Genomic DNA, 16,281 nt, shown 5'->3' with positions numbered 1-16,281 from the left:
ACTTTCTTATTGTGTAATAAAGATAAAGCCCGCCTACGGAAATAGGCGAGCTTTTTTAACATATAAAGAAAAGCAACTTTTAAGGTGCCTTCCTTCGAGTTAAAACATTTTACTAGGTTAAGTTTTGTGATGATTGTCTCTTTTCATTTACATAAACTAAAGTAGTGCATCACTTTAGTTTTAAGCATCCTTCTCAACAAATATGAATATTTTCATTATCCTTTTCACTACAAAGGGTAGTAATTTAGAAGCTAAAAATGCAAGCACGAAAGCAATTGCCCATGTTTTTATCCATGATTTGAGAAATAAAGCTGTATACCCAACGTTCATTGAAACCATGACGAAAGAGATAATACTAGATATACCTAAAATCATAAAGAGATTAAAAATTATCGGTTCAAATTTTTTATTGATTTTCAAAATTAGCACCTATTTTCTATATATACTTTGCTGTCCGATTTCACCAACATCTAATCTTACAGTTTGAAATCTATGTTGTCCAGCTTGTTGTACTTTTCTGCAATAGCAATTATTGAGATGTTAACTAGTTTGTCTGGGATGGGAACTCATGATATTGCTATCAAGCTAAGGTTGTATAAATGAACACTTTATCTTTTTTATAGCATCGAAGTTCATTTTGGGGGCGAATGTAATATTACATCATTAAAGTATTAGTTACACTTGAATCTCTGCATATCGCATGTCTTTTCCAATAGTTTTTTAGTAGAAGCAAGCAGCTCCAACGATGATTAATAAAATAAACAATACAACTAATAAAGCAAATCCTCCCGCGAAGCCATAACTATCACCAAAGCCGAGAACAGTTCCTCCTTTAAATAGGAGGGGGAAAACAAAGGATCAATTATGTGTTTTAACGGATTCCATTTACTTTATGTATTTATGAATGGAGCAGGTTCTTTTCAAAATAGATTTATTCTTTGAAGGAGTTCAAGGACAAAATAGGAGAATCTATATTGTTCTTTAAGAAGGAATAAATAAAAAACAAAATATCCAAAAATACAGATAGAAATCCGCTTTTATACCTTTCATTAAAATAATACTAGCATTATATATTGTAAGGAATACTTATCCTTAATTGTAAATGAAAGGGGGGATTGGTATGAGTTATGGCTATGATCATCCTCCTGAAAAACATCATAAACACCACAATGAAACTTTGTCAACGGGTGTATTACGTAGACATTCCGCTACGTTGTTTCTTACTGTGGAAGCTATGAATGTTGATCCAGATGATACTCATACAGTAACTGTTGAAATGTTTGATTGGTCATCGGGTTCTCCGGTATTGTTACCATTAGTAGACCCTTCAACACAAACATTGGCACCTAATCGACGTGTTACTTTTCGTTCAGCAGCTCTTCCTTCAGGTGTTTTTGCTTATGAAGTAAGAATCATTCGTTCGAAAGATAGAGATGTTGTTACGAATGTTTTTGGTCTTAGTGCAATAGTATTTAACCCACAAGAAGGAAATAATGTTTTACAACATGATTTAGCAAAATTAGATCTTAAATAGCTTTTATAAAAGTTTATTTATTGGACAAGATTAAAAAAGAGTAGGATTACATCCTACTCTTTTTTAACATCAATTATATTAAAATTTTAAAAGAAATCCTTCATCATTTTCACATCTTTAATATTCACTGTTACACCTTCAACCTTATCCTTCTTCTCATCTTTAGCAATCGTAATTTTCTCATTATTATCAACCCAAACAAGAAATTCTTCTTTTGTGCCATCTTTATATGTAACGGTAATAGTAGAATGTGCCGATTCTCGCTTTTTTTGATCTAAAGTGATTGTTTTAGGCGTGCCTTTTTGAACTGCGGAAACGATAGATTGTATCATTTCTTCGTTGTCTGTTTGAGATTTTGAAACGTTGTTATTTATTGTGCTAAGTATTTCAATGTCTGTAATATTTGCGGATTTTAATTGAAAGGTAGTTTGTGTATGTTCTTGCTTAGCTTGTGAAGCTTTATCTGTAGCTGAGGTGCTTGTACAGCCTATTAAAGTGAAAGATAGAGCGGTTAGAGCGCATATATAAGTGATTTTTTTCATTATATCCCCTCCTTGTTTTAATTATAACAATTTTCTGTTAATTTAGGTAGTTATTGTAAAGGGATTTATTTTACTAGTTTTAGGATAGAGAAAGTTCAAGAGGAGGTTAACCGTAGATAATAACCATCAGGGTCTACAATACGAAAATCCTTCATTCCCCAAGATTGCATTTTAAGGTTAGATTCCACTGGATAATTTTTTTCTAATACATGTTGGTATATTTGTTCAATATTATCAAAAACTATGATAACCTCAACACCTTTACCTTTTGGCTTAAGTCCACCTGTTTTTAAATAATGATTTTCATTGAGAATATAATCAGGGGTTAATAATAAAGAAAAATCCCCTAGTTTAATCATTGCACTAGTTGCATTCTTTTTTGAGAATACAAGGGTAAGGATTTCCTCATAAAAACGAATAGATCTTTGCAAATCTTCAACAAATAGCTCTAGACGAAAGTGCATATGTACTCTCCTTTTTATTTTTTTTTCAAATTTTATGTTTAACATTTCGAAAATAGGTGTACTACATATAATATAACAAATAATTCATTTTAAAGGAGGAAGTTAAAGATGGAAACGAAGTATAGGAAACCTTTTGTATATGAATTTATTACGGAGAAAGAGGTCATGAATGCGGCGAATGATCTAGTGAAGAAAGGGATAGACCAAAAAGATATTTACGTATTAACACACGAGAAAGAAAGGACAGATAGAATCGCAGACAATGCAGACGTGAATACAATTGGTATACAAGAGGAGGGACTTGGGACAAGTATTATTAACGTCTTTCAAAAAACGGGAGATCAGTTAAGAAATAAGATGCAGGAGTTAGGGCTTAATGAGGAAGAAGCGAACTTCTACGAAGAAAAGCTGGATGAAGGGAAAATCTTGTTATTCGTTAAAGATTTAGAGAGAGTCGGTGAATGGTTACAAGAAAGAAGATGCATGTATTCTATTTAAATTTGTATCCTGTAAATCTATAAATCTATTACGAAAAGGAGATGGGAAATATGAGTGAGAGCGGACTAAAAGAACAAATTACTGGTAAAGTGGAAAAGACAAAGGGACAAGTAAAAGAAGGAATTGGTGAAGTTACAGAAGATAGAAAGTTGAAAAATGAAGGGAAGTGGGACAAGACGAAGGGAACGATAAAAGAAAAAGTCGGAAAAGTTAAACAAAAGATAAGTGATGGGTTGGATAATAAAGAATAATACATGTTTATCAAGCTTTGGTTACATACCAAAGCTTGATAAATACAATATAAAACGAATATAGGAGGGTTAATTGTGGGACTTATTATTACGTGTATTGTAGGTGGACTTATTGGTGCGCTAGCTGGAATGATTACGGGAAAAGACTTTCCTTTAGGTATAGTTGGTAATGTGATTGCCGGATTAATCGGATCTTGGGTAGGTAGTGCGTTATTTGGTCATTGGGGTCCTGAATGGGGAGGCATCTTTATTCTTCCAGCGTTATTAGGTGCAATTGTCTTTATTTTAATCGTTACATTCTTCTCTAGAATGCTACGGAAAGCGTAAGTATGATAATGAATAGTAATCTTAAGTTTATTATATATAGTTATAAAGTAAATAGAATGATAAATATACATAAAAAAGCATCCAATTCAAATAATTTGGATGCTTTTTTATGTAATCTGCATAGGAATGAGCGGGGGATGAAGGCCCCCGCTCATTGAAATTACACTTTCTATTTATGTATTAAGCCATCGTTACTTTTTTACAAGCGTTTATTTTTACGACCTGCCTTGGTTCTATATGAGATAAGTCCTCGTTATTACCTATATCAACTACAATTGTATTCGTTAGTATATTAATAATGGAACCAACTAATTTTGTAGCATGATCGTGTCGATAAGAAAATTGAACAAAATCTCCTTTTTTAAAGTTGTGCTCTTCCATAGATAGATCCCCCTAAAAATAATGTTTATAGATTATATATACACAAATTTATAAACTTTAAACATTTGGTAGTATTTTTTACGTGTTAAGCCGAGAAAGGTGTAGAAAATTTATTTATAATAAAAATAAAAAAATATGTTTAAAACTAATTTTTATGGGTAATTAACATAGTAGTAGTTTGAGATAAGGGGGCGGAAATGATGAATTTGGGAATAAATATTTTGCAAAATGATGTAGGTTATACGGTACAACTTAATGGTGAAATTGATGCATATACGGCATCAGATTTAAAAAATAAGATCATGCCTATTGCAAGCGAAAAAGAGGTTCATATGGTAGTAGATTTTACTGAGGTAGAGTATATGGATAGTACAGGTTTAGGTGTTTTTATAGCGCTATTAAAAGCAGTTAAGAAAAATGATGGAAAGCTAGAGTTTATTGGTGTATCTAAAAGGTTAAAAAGATTATTTGATATTACAGGGTTAACAGAAATATTAAATTTGAATTCCGATTTTGAAAAAGTAGAAAGAAGGTGACTAGGGATGATGGAGAGATTTGAAAAGATAGAAATGAAAATTCCTGCAAAGGCAGAATATGTGGCTATTATTCGTTTAACGATGGCTGGTGTTGCGAATCGAATGGGCTTTGCTTATGACGATATAGAAGATATGAAAATTGCTATTAGTGAAGCATGTACAAATATTGTACAACATGCATACAAAGAAGACGTTGGAGAAATTGCAATTGTCTTTGGGCTATATGAAGATCGATTAGAAATTATGGTTGCGGATAATGGGGTTAGCTTTGATTTTAATAACTTAAAAAGGAAAGTTGGTCCGTATGATATTAGTAAACCAGTAGAACATTTGCCGGAAAATGGTTTAGGTTTATATTTAATCAATACGTTAATGGATGATATACAAATCATGCATGATGAGGGCATGACAGTTTTAATGACAAAATATATACAAAGAGAGCAGGTGGAGAATGATGGAAATCCAATCTCAACCTACGAATCTTACTAAAGAAGACGTTATGAAACTAATTGCAGAATTTCAACAAAACCAATGTGATGAAGCACAGGACAGGTTAGTTGATCATTATAAAAATCTTGTCTATTCTATTGCATATCGCTATTCAAAAGGCGGGCCGATGTATGAAGATATTATACAAGTAGGCATGTTAGGGCTCTTAGGCGCAATAAGAAGGTATGATTATTCGATAGGGAATGCTTTTGAGCCTTTTGCAATACCTACGATAGTAGGGGAAATAAAGAAGTATTTACGCGATAAAACTTGGGGCATTCACGTTCCAAGGCGAATTAAAGATTTAGGCGGAAAAATTAAACTTGCGATAGAGGAGCTAACAGATCATTTGCAGCGTTCACCGAAAATTATAGAGATTGCGAATCATTTAGGACTATCCGAAGAGGAAGTACTAGAAATTATGGATGCGAAAAATAATTATCGAGTATCTTCCTTAGATGATGTAGTTGAAAATGCATCTGATGGAAGTTCGGTAGCGAGAATTGAATCTGTAGGTGAAGTAGAGCAAGGATATGAAGAGACAGAAAGGCGTCTCGTTTTAAAGGATATTTTTAACGTATTAAATGAAACGGAAAAGAGTGTTATTCATTATATATTTGAAGAGAATTTAAATCAAAAGGATACAGGGGAACGGTTAGGTATTTCACAAATGCACGTTTCTCGTATTAAAAGACAAGCGATAAGTAAATTGAAGCAAGCCGCATTTTTAGATACATAAAAAATTTAAAATAATGATGTTTAAAACATGAGAAAAGGGGTACGTATTAAGTATAGGAGGAGACATAAAAATGTCACACGATGTGAAAGAACTAATCGAAGGATTGAATGAAGATTTAGCAGGAGAATACTCAGCAATTATTATGTATAACCATAATGCAGCAACAGTTTCTGGTATATATAGACAAGTGTTAAAACCTTTCTTTGAATCTGAAATTAGTGATGAACAAGGACATGCCCTATATTTAGCGGAGAAAATTAAGACGTTAGGTGGTACACCTACTATGATCCCTTTACGAGTGAAACAAGTAGAAGACGTTAGAGAAATGTTAGAAGAAGCTAGAAAGTCAGAATATGAAACAATTAAGCGTTATGAAAAGAGAAAAGAACAAGCAGCGAAATTAAATATGACAGAGTTAGTTGTAAAGTTAGAAGATATGATCGCAGATGAAACAAATCATATGGAAGAATTGGATCGTCTTTTAAGTGATAAAGCAATGGTGTTAAATTAAAAGTGGAAACTTATAGAGTGAAAGAACAAACTCTCATTTCTGGGGGTTTGTTCTTTTGCTATATAAAAAATATGTTTGAGTAGGAAATTTTCATTTTATAACTGAGTATGTAATACTAGAAAAATAGAAAATAATAATCGATTTACATTTTATATAAGAAAAGGGGAAATCACTTGTGTCCATTTTAATTGTAGATGATAATCCGGTGAATATCTTTGTAATTAAGAAGATTTTAAAACAAGCCGGATATCAGGATCTTGTATCACTTAATTCTGCACAAGAGCTTTTCGAATACATCCATTTTGGAAAAGATTCTTCCAGGCATAATGAAATAGATTTAATACTATTAGATATTATGATGCCTGAAATTGATGGACTTGAAGTTTGTAGGCGATTACAAAAAGAGGAGAAGTTTAAAGATATTCCTATTATTTTTGTAACAGCTTTAGAAGATGCGAATAAATTAGCTGAAGCTCTTGATATGGGGGCAATGGATTATATTACAAAACCAATAAATAAAGTTGAATTGTTAGCGCGTATGCGTGTAGCATTACGCTTGAAATCGGAATTAAATTGGCATAAAGAACAGGAAGAAAATCTTCGGAATGAACTAGATTTAGCTACGCAAGTACAAAGAAACTTATTAAGTAGTCCATTAAGAGAAGAACACCTAAAAATCGAAGCAAGTTACTTACCTTCATTTAAACTAGCTGGAGATATGTATTACTGGTATAAAATCGATGAAAACCGCTACGGTATTATATTATTAGATGTGATGGGACATGGTGTGTCCGCTTCCTTAGTTTGCATGTTCATTTCGTCTGTATTACGTGAAACGATTAAATGTTTAATCGATCCAGAACTCGTTATGAAAGACTTAAATAAATATATGACTCTTTTACATAATGAGAATGACAATATTCCATATTATTTTACAGCGATATACTTAGTAGTGGATACAGAAAAGAGAACGATTGAATATGTAAATGCAGGACATCCTTCTGGATATGTTTTAGTTGATGAAACGAATGTAGTGGAACTAAATCGCGGGAGTTGTGCGGTAGGATTTTTTGATGAAATAAAAGTTGAAAAGACAGTTATACCTTTTGAGAAGAATGCTCAAATCGTATTGTTTACAGATGGTGTACTTGAAGCAATAGCAAATGATGAATTTGTGGCTGAAGAGAAATTACGTACTTTTACAGAAAGAAAATGGGGAGAGTTAGAAGAAGAGATAGAAGGGTTTTACAAGGAAGAACAGAAGGAAGCACAATCAGATGATATGTGTCTTATCATGATACAAGCGAATGCGAAATAAAAAGCGTATGAAATCCAAATAGAGGATTTCATACGCTTTTATTGTATTTTTTGATAGATTTGTTCGTGTGGATTAAATTGCGTATAATGCGGCATGATATCCGAGAAACGAAGAGTTTCTTTATTTCCTAAACATAGGAATCCATTGTGACTTAAACTTTCATAAAATAGTTGCTGTACTTGGTTTTGAAGTTTACTTGTAAAGTAAATTAAAACGTTACGGCAAAGGATAATATGAAATTCGTTAAAAGATTGATCGGTTACTAAATTATGTTGTGCAAAAATAATGTTTTGTAACAGTGAAGGATTAAAATAAGCAAAACGACTATCCGTTGAATAATAGTTAGAAAATGCTTGTGTACCGCCAGCTTGTAAATAATTTTTCGTATAAGTTTGCATTTTATTTAATGGAAGAATACCTTGTTTTGCTTTTTCTAACACATCTGTATTCATATCTGTTGCGTAAATAATAGCTTTTTCACTTAATCCTTCTTCATGAAGTAAGATGGACATGGATAATACTTCTTCACCAGTTGCGCATCCAGCGTGCCAAATTCTAATTTCAGGATGCTTTCTTAATTCAGGAATAACATGCTCTCTTAGCGCCTTAAAAAAGATAGGGTTACGGAACATCTCAGTTACATTGATCGAGAAATCATTTAATAACTGTTCTAAAACCCCTTCCTCATGAATTACTTTTTCAATTAACTTTGAAATGGTAGGGATATTAGAAATCTGCATTCGATTACAAATCCGCCTATAAATAGATGTGCGAGCGTATTGGCGAAAATCAAATCCTGATAGTTTAAATACCGCTTCTAATAGTAAGTCAATTTCTAAGTTCGTACGCTTATCCATATCGACTGATGGATCAAAATTATAATACTTATTTTCCACTGAAACGAAACCTCACTTATTTTATTAACCATACACTCATTACCGAATAGAGTTGATGTAAATTTAATGGTTTACTTATATAATCTGAAGCGCCAGCAGATAAACATTTTTCCTTATCATTTGGCATTGCTTTAGCAGTTAATGCAATAATAGGTATTTCATGTAACCCTAAGTTCATTCGGATATGTTCCATCGTTTCATAACCGTCCATATTTGGCATCATAATATCCATTAAAATAAGGTCGATATTTGTATTGTTTTTTAGTATTTCTAAACACTCTAGGCCGTTTTGTGCAGTAATGATGTTGGCATGTTGTTTTTCTAATGCATTTTGTAATGCAAATATATTTCGATGATCATCATCGACAATTAAAATAGTTTTCTCTTGGAAGACGTTATTTGTTTCTGGAATCACGATAGTTTCCTCGACAACTTCAGCAGGAATAACTTCATCTACCGTTGCTGCGACTTCTAAATTGGACAACTGTACATCATGTAATCCATTTGGAAGGTTAGGAATATATACGGTGAAAGTACTGCCTTCTCCTACGTGACTCTGTAACGTAATCCAACCACCTAATAATCTAGCAAACTCTTTACAAATAGATAATCCTAATCCTGTACCACCATACTTCCGAATCGTTGCGCCATCTGCCTGTTGAAAGGCTTCGAAAATAAGTTGATGTTGTTCTTTAGCGATACCAATACCAGTATCTTTTACTGAAATTGTAATCCAATCTTTACTTATAGACTGCATATCATCACTTAAATTGCTTGTTTCTATCGAATCGAAATGTAAAGAAACAGATCCTTTTTCCGTGAATTTAAATGCATTGGATAATAAGTTTTTAATAATTTGTTCAATCCGTTTTGCATCTGTATAAAACAGATCAGGAATCGTGTCACTGTCTTCAACAGTAAATTCAACATTTTTTTGTGCAGCGATATGTAAGAAGTTTTGCTGCATACTTGCTGCCATATCACTTATGTTCGTTGCTTCAAAAATGACATCTAGTTTTCCGGCTTCTACTTTAGATAAATCTAGTATGTCATTAATTAAAGTAAGTAAATCCTTCCCTGATGAATGAATGACGGTTGCCAATTCAATTTCATCATCGGATAAATGATTATCATGATTTTCTTTTAACATTTCAGATAATAGTAAAATACTATTTAACGGTGTGCGTAATTCATGTGACATATTTGCTAGGAATTCTGATTTGTATTTTGAGCTACGTAACAACTCGCTTGCTTTTTCTTCTAATTCTAATTTAGTCACTTGTAAGTCAGCTGTCTTTTGCTCGGCCTCTTCCGTTCTAGACTCTAACTGTTCGTTCGTTGTTCTTAATTCCTCGGCTTGCATTTGTAGTTCTTCCGCTTGCGTTTGCAATTCTTCTGATTGAACTTGTAACTCTTCTGTCATTGCTTGTGATTCATGTAAAAGAGTTTGAATTCGCATACGTCCCATAATGCTGTGGATTGTTAAACCTAGATTATCAACAGTTTGGTGAATTAAATCTTGATGTAAATCTGAAATGTCAGTTACACTTACTAACTCCATTACTGCAATCACTTCATCCTCAAATAAGACAGGGATGACTAGTAAATTTTTAGGGCGTATTTCTAATAATCCAGTAGTAACGTAACGAAACTCTTCAGGTATGTCCCTAAGAATAAAACTTTTCTTTTCTAAAGCAGACTGTCCAATGAAGCCTTCACCCATTTTAATAGATTGTTTTCCAATATCAACACCTTGATCGGCAAAAGAAGCTTTTTTCACAAAGTAGACAGTTTCTTCAACTTCTTCACGTACATAAAACGCGCCGCAAGAAGTTTGCGTTTTTTGTATAATGCCACTCAAAATTTTGTTACCTAACATCTCAATAGAAGATACACCTTGATACATTAAAATTAATTCTGCAATCTCCGTTTGTAACCACTCTCTTTTCGATATTTCGTCTAGCAGATGGTTCGTTGTATGAGCAAGATCTTTTATTTCATCATGTGTATTTACATGAATTCTTTCCGTAATTTTTTCTTTAGAAGAAATGGATTTAATAGCTTGAATTACATTTTTAATCGTTTTTGTAATGGAATTGGAAATATAAAGTGAAACGATAATAGAAATACAAGATAGTAAGAACAATAAACTGTATAACCAAAGCTCTAATTTATTATTTTTAGTATCTAATTGTGCAGCTCTTTTTTTCGTTAATTGCTCCTCAGTGCTACGGAAGTCAGTTGGTTGTGATTGTAATGATTGGATTTCGGTAGTGTCGATTTCTTGTATTTTATTACTATTATGATTTGCAATTAACGGGTGAATCTCTTTATTCATCCAATTAGTAATGTTTCCGTTAATCTCTTTTAATTTTTCTTGCTGAGATGGATTATCTTCTAATAAAGAAAAAAGATTATGGTAATGTTTTTCATAATCTCTTTCGGCAGAGTTAAGAGATTGCAAATAGTTCGCGTTATTAGAAGTGATAAAGCCTTTCGCCTTATTTTCTATTGTTAGCAAGTCTTTTTCCACTTGGTTCGTTAAATTGAGAACTTTAAAATCGTGATCAATAATAAAATTACGAGATTTTTGTAAATTGGAAATCTGATTGTTTAACATAATAAAAGAAATAAGTAAAAACAAAATGATAACTAAATAACCAGCCATAATTTTGTAGCGAATACTAAATTTTGCTTTCGATTTCATTAAAAATTCCTACCTTCAAGGTTATTAAAAGTTTTCTATTTTAAAGAATGAAAAACGTAATATATATTATATCAGTTTTCATAGGGCTAAACTAGAAATCCCCCTATTGTATTAGGGGGTCTTGTTTTGAATAGAGGAAATCATTTTGAAGTATAAAACTATGTATGAAAAGTAACAATCGAGGGAATAGGGGATAATAAAACCTTTAAGAAGGAAAGAGTGTTCTTAAAGCTCTTTTTGCATCTATTCCTTCAAATATAAATAATACAAGTTCTCTCTTTTTTACAGTAAGGAAAAATGTGAATCGGCTACACTAAGTTGGACAGATACTATAAGGGCTAGTAGACTTAACATACTAACCTAAGGGAGCGTGCTACTATGTCACGTCAACGTCGAACTTTTACACCAGAATTTAAACTTCAATTAGTAAAGCTATATGGAAATGGAAAGTCCCGTGCAGATATCTGTCGAGAATATGAAATAACGCCTTCTGCGTTGGATCGCTGGATTAAGAATCATCAAGAAACTGGGACATTTACTGCTAAAGAAAATCGGACAGAAGAAGAAAATGAGTTAATCAGATTACGTAAAGAAAATCAACGTTTAATGATGGAGAATGACATTTTAAAGCAAGCAGCGCTGATCATGGGACGAAAATAGATGTGATCCGAAATAACACTCACAAATATTCAGTATCAGCAATGTGTAACGTCCTTAACATCGCCAAAAGTACCTACTACTATCACGCCAAGCCGCGTGAACAAGACGCACATGAAAAAGAAGACGTTGAGCTTTCCAACGAAATAGAACGACTCTTTAAAGAAAGCCGTAGTAACTATGGTACTCGTAAACTCAAAGTAGAATTAAAGAAACAGAAGATGGTCGTTTCTAGACGTCGAATCGGTCGAATTATGAAACAATTAGGACTTGTATCAAATTATACGGTGTCACAATACAAGCCGTATAAACAAACCTGTAATGAAGCACCAATCAAAAATGAGTTACAACGTCAGTTTAAACAAGAAGAGCAATTAGCTGTAGTTGTCAGTGATTTAACATACGTCCGTGTTGAAAAAAAATGGCACTATGTATGCTTATTTGTGGACCTTTTCAACCGAGAAATTATAGGTTACAGTGCTGGTCCAAATAAGACAGCAGACCTTGTGTATAAAGCATTAGCGAGTATTAAAGGAAATTTACATAACATCAAGATGTTTCATACAGACCGAGGAAAAGAGTTTGATAATAAACTGATTTCAGAGGCTTTAGAAACATTCAGAATTCAACGATCATTAAGTATGAAGGGCTGCCCCTACGATAACGCTGTGGCCGAAGCGATGTTCAAAGTGTTTAAAACAGAATTCGCAAACGGAGCACACTTCGCTTCTCTTGAACAGCTCGCTCTTGAACTTGATGATTATGTTCATTGGTTTAACAACATTCGAATTCACGGAACACTAGGCTATTTAACGCCAGTGGAATATAAGAAACAGACCTTATAAAAATTGTCCAGTCTAGTGTTGACATTCCAATGATACTAATGTGCTTAAGTTTTTAATAGAAGTAAGTGTTCCTTGTTTACTTATAAATACATTTGTTTGAAATGTTGTCATTAAAGCATAAAAATGATGAATCTGCGTTATTGTAGGTGTTTCATTATAAAGAATAGTAGTAGAGTGAATGGCGTTCATCGTAATTTTCCTTTCCATATAATAAGCATAACAATATAAACGTACCCGTTTTAAAAAAAGTTAAACATATAAATAAGAAAAAATATAATTATAGTTTTTTACGTTTAGAAAGGGGTAAGAAGGGTATACATATACCATAAAGAGATTGACCGAAGATGAATTGTAAAGTTTTAGTCTATAAAAATATACTTTTACTTTAAATAAAAAGGAGACTGTTACATATGGATAAAATGATAACGGATATTACATTTGATTTCATTTACTTGTTAAGTAGTTCTCTTGTAGTCCTTTTATTATTAGCATTTTTCGTAAATGGTTATGTGAATAAAAAAATTAGTGTATATAAAAACGAAGAGTAATAAAGATACGTTATATAAATTTTTAGGAGGTTAATAGTTATGAATGTAGATAGAAAAATAGTAGGTGTTTTTCCAACAATTGATGATGCGGCACTCGTTATTAATGAATTAAAGGAAAAAGGATACCCGGCAGATAACATTTCAGCTATTGCGAAGGATCAAAAGGAAATTGAACATCTGGAAGAAAAATCGGGTGAAAAAGTGAATAGCGAAACGGCACATAAAGCAGATATCTTTTCAGCAACCGGGCTTGTAGCAGGAGGAGTAGCAGGCGGACTCGGTGGTTTATTAACAGGTCTTGGTGTACTTGCTGTATCTGGACTGGGCCCAATTGTAGCAGCAGGACCGATCGCAGCAGCTATTGGGGGAGCCGGTATTGGCGGAGGAGCTGGAAGTTTAATAGGAGCATTTATCGGCTTAGGAATCCCTGAAGACCATGCTAAAAAGTATGAAGAATATATTTACGATGGGAATATATTAATTTTAGTAGATGCAAAATTAGATGATAAGTTAGAAATCTACAAAATATTTGATAAGCATAATGCTTATAACTCGGATTTCTTTAAATAAAATGTAAACAAAGTAAATATCGTTTTTGATCTTACAACTTTGGCGCGACCGAGGAGTCGTATGACTATAAGAGAGGAAGGGCTTATGGTAAAAGATCAAGTTTAAGAGAGAAGGGGTGTCTTGTCGTGATTGTAAAAATATTAAAGGATAGTAGTAATAGCTTCCTTTGTACAGTGCAAAATAAAAATGGAGATCAGTATGTGAAGAAATGGTTTCGTAAACATGAAAACAAGGAAGAATTAGGACGACCAACTTTTAAAGAAGTAGAACGCGACTGGAAAGAAAATAGGGAATCGTTTATGTATCCTAATGTTAAAGCGCTTTATTAAACAAAATAGTCGCTGTATTCTTACAAAACTGTCACATTCCTGTAAGGTAATTCAATAGATTCGTTACTTGTTCCATGTCATAATAAAGACATAAGAAAGCTTATTAAAACTACAACTTATTAGGAGAGTGTCAGTCATGATTGTAACAACAACGTCTGGAATTCAAGGTAAAGAAATTATTGAGTATATCGATATTGTAAATGGTGAAGCTATTATGGGTGCAAATATTGTCCGCGATTTATTCGCTTCTGTTCGTGATGTTGTCGGTGGTCGTGCTGGTTCTTATGAAAGCAAGCTAAAAGAAGCTCGTGATATCGCAATGGATGAAATGAAAGAACTTGCAAAACAAAAAGGTGCGAACGCTATCGTTGGCGTTGACGTAGATTACGAAGTAGTTCGTGATGGAATGTTAATGGTTGCTGTAAGTGGTACAGCTGTACGTATATAAGTAAAAAAACAGGCTCACCCCTCGAAGCTTATGCTTTGAGGGGATTTTTTTGTCCTTACTTATTCCAAGGTCGCTTCTTTTTTGGATTATGAATAATTATTTCCTGTCTTGCTATAAATTTCATAAGCAAAAAATCCAAATAAATAGCCGATTCCAGCTCCTAAACTCACCGCAAGAAGTGAATAATCCGGGAAAAAGATGCCGGAAATTAAACCGATTATACAGCCAACGAGCATTCCCATTGGTATGAAGCTATCTAATAAAATTTGAGCGTTTTTTGACTTTTTCTTACCTAATGTGCCGTTGTTATATTTATGTTTAAGCCTTCCAACCACATATAATACGATCCCACCGACTATTAAAACGGGAGCAATTGCTGTAAGTAACCACATGTTAGAATCTCCTTTCACCTTTTAACATAATTATACAAGATACTTACAAATAGCTGTTCCTAAAGATACTATCTAGCCTATTTAAAAGGCTAATCAAAAAGGCTCTTCTTCAATTGTAGTTAATAACTCGTCAAAAAGACTTTCCCTTTCGTTTTCTCAGCAGACTGCACAACATCAACCGCCGTTTTCACATCCGCTAAGTCATATGTAGAATGTACTTTCATAAAACGTAATTGCTTATTTTCTACTAAGTGAATTAAATGACGAAACGTCTCTTGCCATTTATATGGTGACACTTCTTTATTCCAATGTCGTAAATGAAATATGTTCGCGTGCACTTTTGCTTTCGTGACAATCTCTGCCCAGTTAACTTGTACACCTGATAGAAGACCGATCGTTAAAAAGTGCCCGTTTGGACGTAAGGAGAAAGCCAATTCATTTCCATCTGATCCCCCGATAGAATCAATTGCAGCATCCGCGCCGAGCCCGTTCGTTAATTCCATAACGGTTTCATAAAGCGGGGTAGTGGAAGTATCGATTACATATGCAGCACCAAGGCGTAGTAACTCCTCTGTATGCTTATTATTTCTTGTCACGGCAATGAGTCGGAAGTTTAAAATGTTTGATAACTGCGCAAAAAGATGACCAATGGCGGATCCGCAAGCATTCACTAATAAAACATCATTACGCTGTAAGTTTAGCGTTTCTGTACAAGTGACCCACGCCGTAAGAGGATTAATATACATTTGTGCCGCTGTAAAATCATCAATAGAATAAGGAATAGGGACTACAAAGTCAGCTGACGTCTTCACATACTCTTGCCAAGTACCTTCTCCACGTAACGGTAAAACCCGTTTGCCGATAAGGTCTCTTGAAACAAAAGCTCCCACATCTTCTACAATACCAACGCCTTCATAACCAGGTATGTTAGGTAACGGAATTCTATGTGCATACGCTCCGGTAATGGGAATTAAGTCAGATGGATTAATTGGTCTAACTAACATACGAACGAGAACTTCATTTTCTTTTAATGGTTCTATATTTTTATATTCAACTTGTAATACATCTTTTGGGTTGCCAAACTTGTGAAATTGAATGTGTTTTCCGTGCACGATAAATGTTCCCCCTTAGTTTGATTGGGTTTATTATAGCATTTTTGGTATGAGAGAATTTTATTGAAGGTGAATAAATTGATATTAATATATATGTGGTTAAAAGAAAAATCTCCTTGAAGTCTATACTTTGAGGAGATTTTTTGTACAGCGAAATTTATGTTCCAGATTCATGATTTAACTTAGA

General features: G+C 33.3%; 22 protein-coding genes and 1 pseudogene. 14 read left to right on the top strand and 9 right to left on the bottom strand.

Annotated features, from left to right (window positions below; translation table 11 throughout):
• Positions 1–180: 180 nt before the first annotated feature.
• The gene (locus QCI73_RS22520) at positions 181–420 is read right to left on the bottom strand and encodes a DUF2798 domain-containing protein (RefSeq protein ID WP_000700215.1); all 240 of its coding nucleotides are present in this window, start codon (positions 418–420) and stop codon (positions 181–183) included.
• A 300-nt stretch (positions 421–720) separates the two neighbouring features.
• Positions 721–795, bottom strand: a pseudogene (locus QCI73_RS22515) (YjcZ family sporulation protein); the annotation flags it as partial.
• A gap of 325 nt (positions 796–1,120) precedes the next feature.
• Between QCI73_RS22515 and QCI73_RS22510 the strand changes: the two are divergent.
• Positions 1,121–1,534, top strand: coding sequence for a hypothetical protein (locus QCI73_RS22510; RefSeq protein WP_000120198.1), 414 nt, complete (start codon positions 1,121–1,123; stop codon positions 1,532–1,534).
• 86 nt (positions 1,535–1,620) lie between these two features.
• Here the strand turns inward: QCI73_RS22510 and QCI73_RS22505 are convergent, their stop codons facing one another.
• Entirely contained in the window at positions 1,621–2,076 is a 456-nt protein-coding gene (locus QCI73_RS22505) for a hypothetical protein (protein ID WP_353823783.1), read from the bottom strand.
• A 95-nt stretch (positions 2,077–2,171) separates the two neighbouring features.
• Positions 2,172–2,540, bottom strand: coding sequence for a VOC family protein (locus tag QCI73_RS22500; protein ID WP_000545704.1), 369 nt, complete (start codon positions 2,538–2,540; stop codon positions 2,172–2,174).
• Positions 2,541–2,648: 108 nt separating this feature from the next.
• Here QCI73_RS22500 and QCI73_RS22495 point away from each other — a divergent pair, with 108 nt between their 5' ends.
• The 3 genes from QCI73_RS22495 to QCI73_RS22485 all read left to right on the top strand — a co-directional run bounded on the left by QCI73_RS22495 (position 2,649) and on the right by QCI73_RS22485 (position 3,616).
• Entirely contained in the window at positions 2,649–3,038 is a 390-nt protein-coding gene (locus QCI73_RS22495) for a YflT domain-containing protein (protein ID WP_000448798.1), read from the top strand.
• A 50-nt stretch (positions 3,039–3,088) separates the two neighbouring features.
• Positions 3,089–3,289, top strand: a complete 201-nt coding sequence (locus QCI73_RS22490) for a CsbD family protein (protein ID WP_000004269.1) — start codon at positions 3,089–3,091, stop codon at positions 3,287–3,289.
• Positions 3,290–3,364: 75 nt separating this feature from the next.
• Positions 3,365–3,616 carry a GlsB/YeaQ/YmgE family stress response membrane protein gene (locus QCI73_RS22485; RefSeq protein WP_000522902.1) on the top strand — a complete coding sequence of 84 codons (252 nt, stop codon included), beginning with the start codon at positions 3,365–3,367 and terminating at the stop codon, positions 3,614–3,616.
• 180 nt (positions 3,617–3,796) lie between these two features.
• Here the strand turns inward: QCI73_RS22485 and QCI73_RS22480 are convergent, their stop codons facing one another.
• The gene (locus tag QCI73_RS22480; protein ID WP_061403267.1) at positions 3,797–3,997 is read right to left on the bottom strand and encodes a hypothetical protein; all 201 of its coding nucleotides are present in this window, start codon (positions 3,995–3,997) and stop codon (positions 3,797–3,799) included.
• Between the two features lie 197 nt (positions 3,998–4,194).
• Between QCI73_RS22480 and rsbV the strand changes: the two genes are divergently transcribed.
• The 5 genes from rsbV (at position 4,195) to QCI73_RS22455 (ending at position 7,590) form a co-directional block, all read left to right on the top strand.
• Positions 4,195–4,533 carry an anti sigma b factor antagonist RsbV gene (gene rsbV, locus QCI73_RS22475; RefSeq protein WP_003266470.1) on the top strand — a complete coding sequence of 113 codons (339 nt, stop codon included), beginning with the start codon at positions 4,195–4,197 and terminating at the stop codon, positions 4,531–4,533.
• Positions 4,534–4,539: 6 nt separating this feature from the next.
• Positions 4,540–5,022, top strand: a complete 483-nt coding sequence (gene rsbW, locus QCI73_RS22470) for an anti-sigma B factor RsbW (RefSeq protein WP_000970573.1) — start codon at positions 4,540–4,542, stop codon at positions 5,020–5,022.
• Entirely contained in the window at positions 4,985–5,761 is a 777-nt protein-coding gene (sigB, locus tag QCI73_RS22465; RefSeq protein ID WP_353823781.1) for an RNA polymerase sigma factor SigB, read from the top strand. Before rsbW ends, sigB begins: the two co-directional genes overlap by 38 nt.
• A gap of 70 nt (positions 5,762–5,831) precedes the next feature.
• Complete coding sequence (locus QCI73_RS22460) at positions 5,832–6,272, top strand: ferritin-like domain-containing protein (RefSeq protein ID WP_327923436.1); 441 nt, start codon at positions 5,832–5,834, stop codon at positions 6,270–6,272.
• Between the two features lie 175 nt (positions 6,273–6,447).
• Positions 6,448–7,590 carry a fused response regulator/phosphatase gene (locus QCI73_RS22455; RefSeq protein ID WP_353823780.1) on the top strand — a complete coding sequence of 381 codons (1,143 nt, stop codon included), beginning with the start codon at positions 6,448–6,450 and terminating at the stop codon, positions 7,588–7,590.
• 38 nt (positions 7,591–7,628) lie between these two features.
• Here QCI73_RS22455 and QCI73_RS22450 read toward each other — a convergent pair whose 3' ends face one another.
• On the bottom strand, positions 7,629–8,486 hold the full coding sequence (locus tag QCI73_RS22450) for a CheR family methyltransferase (protein WP_000429026.1): 858 nt from the start codon (positions 8,484–8,486) through the stop codon (positions 7,629–7,631).
• Positions 8,487–8,502: 16 nt separating this feature from the next.
• Positions 8,503–11,193: a response regulator gene (locus tag QCI73_RS22445; RefSeq protein WP_353823779.1), complete on the bottom strand. Its 2,691-nt coding sequence runs from the start codon at positions 11,191–11,193 to the stop codon at positions 8,503–8,505.
• A gap of 378 nt (positions 11,194–11,571) precedes the next feature.
• On the opposite strand from QCI73_RS22445, the gene QCI73_RS22440 reads away from it, so the two are divergent.
• The 5 genes from QCI73_RS22440 to QCI73_RS22420 all read left to right on the top strand — a co-directional run bounded on the left by QCI73_RS22440 (position 11,572) and on the right by QCI73_RS22420 (position 14,590).
• Positions 11,572–12,695 (top strand): IS3 family transposase gene (locus QCI73_RS22440; RefSeq protein ID WP_085964333.1). Its coding sequence is split into 2 segments (ribosomal slippage): positions 11,572–11,818 and positions 11,818–12,695, totalling 1,125 coding nucleotides; the frame shifts between segments, so codons are not numbered across the junction.
• A gap of 410 nt (positions 12,696–13,105) precedes the next feature.
• Positions 13,106–13,243 carry a hypothetical protein gene (locus QCI73_RS22435; protein ID WP_000359816.1) on the top strand — a complete coding sequence of 46 codons (138 nt, stop codon included), beginning with the start codon at positions 13,106–13,108 and terminating at the stop codon, positions 13,241–13,243.
• Between the two features lie 39 nt (positions 13,244–13,282).
• The gene (locus QCI73_RS22430) at positions 13,283–13,813 is read left to right on the top strand and encodes a general stress protein (RefSeq protein ID WP_327923439.1); all 531 of its coding nucleotides are present in this window, start codon (positions 13,283–13,285) and stop codon (positions 13,811–13,813) included.
• 125 nt (positions 13,814–13,938) lie between these two features.
• A complete protein-coding gene (locus tag QCI73_RS22425) occupies positions 13,939–14,142 on the top strand; it encodes a DUF4028 family protein (protein WP_002193859.1) in 204 nt (67 codons plus the stop codon).
• Between the two features lie 136 nt (positions 14,143–14,278).
• A complete protein-coding gene (locus tag QCI73_RS22420) occupies positions 14,279–14,590 on the top strand; it encodes a YbjQ family protein (protein WP_000637511.1) in 312 nt (103 codons plus the stop codon).
• 86 nt (positions 14,591–14,676) lie between these two features.
• Here QCI73_RS22420 and QCI73_RS22415 read toward each other — a convergent pair whose 3' ends face one another.
• Positions 14,677–14,982, bottom strand: a complete 306-nt coding sequence (locus QCI73_RS22415) for a hypothetical protein (RefSeq protein ID WP_327923440.1) — start codon at positions 14,980–14,982, stop codon at positions 14,677–14,679.
• A gap of 119 nt (positions 14,983–15,101) precedes the next feature.
• Positions 15,102–16,097 (bottom strand): zinc-dependent alcohol dehydrogenase family protein, encoded by a 996-nt coding sequence (locus QCI73_RS22410; protein ID WP_353824127.1) that lies wholly within the window; start codon positions 16,095–16,097, stop codon positions 15,102–15,104.
• Between the last annotated feature and the right edge of the window lie 184 nt (positions 16,098–16,281).

The sequence above is a fragment of the Bacillus cereus group sp. MG16 genome, assembly GCF_040459875.1.
Taxonomy (GTDB): domain Bacteria; phylum Bacillota; class Bacilli; order Bacillales; family Bacillaceae_G; genus Bacillus_A; species Bacillus_A paranthracis.
This window is presented reverse-complemented; position numbering and strand designations above follow the sequence as displayed.